The 4,089-nt window shown below is 69.2% G+C and carries 3 protein-coding genes; 2 read left to right on the top strand and 1 reads right to left on the bottom strand.

Features of this window, described 5'->3' with window-relative positions; all coding sequences use genetic code 11:
- Together scpA and PKD06_RS18475 are read left to right on the top strand one after the other, a co-directional pair.
- On the top strand, positions 1–1,601 hold a 1,601-nt coding region (gene scpA / locus PKD06_RS18480), incomplete at its 5' end, for a methylmalonyl-CoA mutase (protein WP_324382727.1).
- A 73-nt stretch (positions 1,602–1,674) separates the two neighbouring features.
- The gene (locus PKD06_RS18475; protein WP_324382724.1) at positions 1,675–3,099 is read left to right on the top strand and encodes a M20 family metallopeptidase; all 1,425 of its coding nucleotides are present in this window, start codon (positions 1,675–1,677) and stop codon (positions 3,097–3,099) included.
- Positions 3,100–3,116: 17 nt separating this feature from the next.
- Here PKD06_RS18475 and PKD06_RS18470 read toward each other — a convergent pair whose 3' ends face one another.
- Positions 3,117–3,887 carry a transglycosylase SLT domain-containing protein gene (locus PKD06_RS18470; RefSeq protein WP_324382722.1) on the bottom strand — a complete coding sequence of 257 codons (771 nt, stop codon included), beginning with the start codon at positions 3,885–3,887 and terminating at the stop codon, positions 3,117–3,119.
- Between the last annotated feature and the right edge of the window lie 202 nt (positions 3,888–4,089).

The raw sequence follows: 4,089 nt of genomic DNA, 5'->3' as shown, positions 1-4,089 counted from the left end.
AGAACGACATCCTCAAGGAGTTCATGGTCCGCAACACCTATATCTACCCGCCCGAGCCCTCGATGCGCATCGTCGCCGACATCATCGACTATACGGCGCAGGAAATGCCGAAGTTCAACTCCATCTCGATCTCCGGCTACCACATGCAGGAGGCGGGGGCGACGCAGGATCTCGAACTGGCATATACGCTGGCCGACGGCGTCGAATACATCCGCGCGGGCATTGCGGCCGGGCTCACGATCGACCAGTTCGCGCCGCGCCTGTCCTTCTTCTGGGCCATCGGCATGAATTTCTACATGGAGGTGGCGAAGATGCGCGCCGCTCGCCTCCTGTGGGCGAAGCTGGTCAAGCAGTTCGGGCCGAAATCCGAGAAGTCGCTGCCTTTGCGCACCCATTGCCAGACCTCGGGCTGGTCGCTCGCGGCGCAGGACGTCTTCAACAACGTGCCCCGCACCATGATCGAGGCCATGGCCGCGACGCAGGGCGGCACACAGTCGCTGCACACGAACGCGCTCGACGAGGCGCTGGCGCTCCCGACCGACTTCTCCGCCCGCATCGCGCGCAACACGCAGCTCGTCCTCCAGCAGGAAAGCGGCACGACGCGGATCATCGATCCCTGGGGCGGCTCCTATTTCATCGAGAAGCTGACGGGCGATCTCGCCGAGAAGGCGTGGGAGCACATCCAGGAGGTCGAGAAGCTGGGCGGCATGGCCAAGGCCATCGAGGCGGGCATTCCGAAGCTGCGCATCGAGGAAGCCGCCGCGCGCACGCAGGCACGGCTCGATTCGGGCGCCCAAACCCTCGTCGGCGTCAACAAGTACCGGCCCGAGAAGGACCGCCAGATCGACGTCCTGCGCGTCGACAACACGACGGTGCGCGCGCTCCAGATCGACAAGCTGAAGCGCCTGCGCTCCGAGCGCGACGAGACGGCCGTGAAAGCGGCGACGGCCAGGCTCTCGGAGGCCGCCGGCCAAGGCGGCGGCAATCTCCTCGCCCTCGCCATCGACGCGGCGCGGGCGAAGGCCACGGTGGGCGAGATCTCCGAGGCGCTGGAGCGCGTCTGGGGACGGCACAAGGCCGAGATCAAGTCGATCTCCGGGGTCTACAAGCGGGAGGCGAAGTCGCCGATGATCGACCGGGTGCGCGTGCTCGTCGAGGAGTTCGAGGAAAACGACGGGCGCCGCCCGCGCATCCTCGTCGCCAAGATGGGCCAGGACGGCCACGACCGCGGCCAGAAGGTCATCGCCTCGGCCTTCGCCGATCTCGGCTTCGACGTCGATATCGGCCCCCTCTTCGCGACGCCGGCGGAAGCCGCGCGCCAGGCGATCGAGAACGACGTGCACATCGTCGGCGTCTCCTCCCTCGCCGCGGGCCATCTGACCCTCGTGCCCGAGCTGAAGGCGGCGCTGAAGGAAGAGGGCCGCGAGGACATCATGATCGTCGTCGGCGGCGTCGTGCCGCCGGGCGATTACGACGCCCTCTACGCCGCCGGCGCCTCGGCCATCTTCCCGCCCGGCACCGTCATCGCGGAAGCCGCCGAGAAGCTGCTCCATGAGCTGAACGGACGCCTCGGCTACGGCGCGCAGGTCGCCGCGGAGTAGGGGCGCTTGCTTCTCCCGGCGTCATGACGCTGCGGCCATGGGCCTGCCGCAGGCGAGAGCAGGATGATCCGCGATGAGCAACAGCGAGGCGATCTGGGATTTCGTCGAGGAGAAGCGCGAGCCCTTCATCGCGCTTTCGGATCGCGTCTGGGGCATGCCCGAGCTGTGCTATGCGGAGCATCGCTCGGCCGAGGAGCATCGCAGGATGCTCGAGGAGCAGGGCTTTCGCGTGACGACGGGCATTGCCGGCATCCCGACCGCCGTGATGGGCGAGGCGGGCGAGGGCGGCCCGGTCATCGCGATCCTCGGCGAATACGACGCCCTGCCCGGCCTCAGCCAGGAGGCCGGCCTCCCCTCCCCCTCGCCCGTCGAAGCCGGCGGCAACGGACATGGCTGCGGCCATAACCTCCTCGGCTCGGCCTCGATGCTCGCCGCGACAGCCGTGAAGGACTATCTCGCCGCAAAGGGGATCGTGGGGCGCGTGCGCTATTACGGCTGCCCGGCCGAGGAAGGCGGCGCCGCCAAGGGCTTCATGGTGCGGGCCGGCGCCTTCGACGACGTCGATATCGCGATCTCCTGGCATCCGGGCCATTTCGCGGCGGTCAACGACGCCGTGTCCCTCGCCAATACCCGCATCGATTTCAGCTTCACCGGCAAGTCCGCCCACGCCGCCGGCGCGCCGCATCTCGGGCGCTCGGCGCTGGATGCGGTCGAGCTGATGAATGTCGGCGTCAACTACATGCGCGAGCATATGCCAGACGATGCGCGCGTCCATTACGCGATCCTGGATGCCGGCGGCATCGCGCCGAACGTGGTCCAGGCTTTCGCCAAGGTGCGCTATCTGATCCGGGCATCGAGCCTCGTGGAACTGCGTCCGCTCGTCGGCCGCGTCCGCAAGATCGCGGATGGCGCGGCCCTGATGACGGAGACGAAGGTCGAGACGCGCGTCATCGGCGCCGTCTCGAATCTTCTCGGCAACACGCCGCTCGAAAGGGCGATGCACGACAATTTCATGCGCCTCGGGCCCCCGCCCTTCGACGAGGCGGACAGGGCCTTGGCGAAAAGCTTCCAGGACACCTGCACCGAGGAGGACATCCGCGCTGCCTATCGCCGCCACGGTCTCCGGCCCGTTCCCGGCCAGTCCCTCCACGAGGGCATCGTGCCGCTCGAGGCCAGGGGCCGGGGCGGAGCGGGCTCGACCGATGTCGGGGATGTGAGCTGGGTCGTGCCGACGGTCCAGGCGTGGGGCGCCACCTGCGCCATCGGCACGCCCTTCCATTCCTGGCAGTTCACCGGCCAGGGCAAGACGCCGGCCGCGCACAAGGGCATGATCCACGCCGCCAAGGTGATGGCGGGCACGGCCGTCGACGCCCTCGCCGATCCGGGCCTGATCGCGGCGGCCAAGGAAGACCTGAAGCGGCGCACGGCGGATGCGCCCTATATCTCTCCGCTGCCCCAGGAGGTCGAGCCGGCGCTCGACATGAGCAAGGCCCTCTGAGAGAGGCCGCGCGCTCGTCAGCCGGAGGCGAGCCGCCCTCGGCGGGCATGGAGGCGGCTCGTGATTGCCCGGATCCGCGCCCGATGCGCGCTCCAGAATCGCTCGCTGTCGACCACGACGCGATGACGGCCGCGCATGGCCATGCCCGAGCCGGATGGGGTCGCGGCCCCGGCCGATATCCGCGGGGAAAGAGTGACCGCCGGAACTGCGCCCGCGCCGAGCGGGGAGCCCAGCGCCGCGAGATGGCTCCGGGCCCTGCGGCAATATTCGGCCGAGAGGGCCGACATGCGCTCCTCGCCGTGGCCGGCGCGGTATTTCATGAGCGCCCGGCACAGGTCGCCGTCGGCCAGCCGCCAAGCCTGCGCCAGATAGCGGACGCCGAGCCGGATATTGACCTCGGGTTCCGCCAGTTCATCGAGCGTTCCCTTGAAGCCCAGCATCGCGGCGGTGGAAGGCAGGAGCTGCATCAGGCCGCGCTCCCCCACCCCTCCGATCACGCTCGCATCGTAACCGCTCTCGATCCGCATCACCGCGTCGGCCACCTCGGGCGGCAGGCCCCGCTGCTTGGCCTCGCTCTCGACCATGGGGAAATATTTCGACCGCCCGCCGGGCAGGGGCGCCGCGGCGGGGGCGGGAAAAGCCGCGCCGGCGGACAGGGCCGGCCGGGGCGGCGGCAAGGGAGGTATCTGCGGAGGCGTCTGCGCACGCGCCTCCGCGACGATCCCGATCGCGGCCATCACGAGCGCGGGGCCGAGGCGGGGCGGAGCACGGGAAAGGGTGTCGGACACTGCTCGATGCTAGCCGCGAAAGGTTACCCCTTCTGGAAGGGGGAATGCCGGCCACGGCGGTCCTCGCGAACGCATCCAACCGGCACGAGAAGGCTTGCAGGACGAAGCCGAAGCACCTAGGAACACCCGGCCCGGCCTTGCCGCCGGGTGTCGGAGCGTAGCGCAGCCCGGTTAGCGCACTAGTCTGGGGGACTAGGGGTCG

The sequence above is a fragment of the Enterovirga sp. genome (assembly GCF_035325185.1).
Classification (GTDB): domain Bacteria; phylum Pseudomonadota; class Alphaproteobacteria; order Rhizobiales; family Beijerinckiaceae; genus Enterovirga.
The sequence above is the reverse complement of the archived record's forward strand: the minus strand, read 5'-3'. Positions and strand labels throughout refer to the sequence as shown.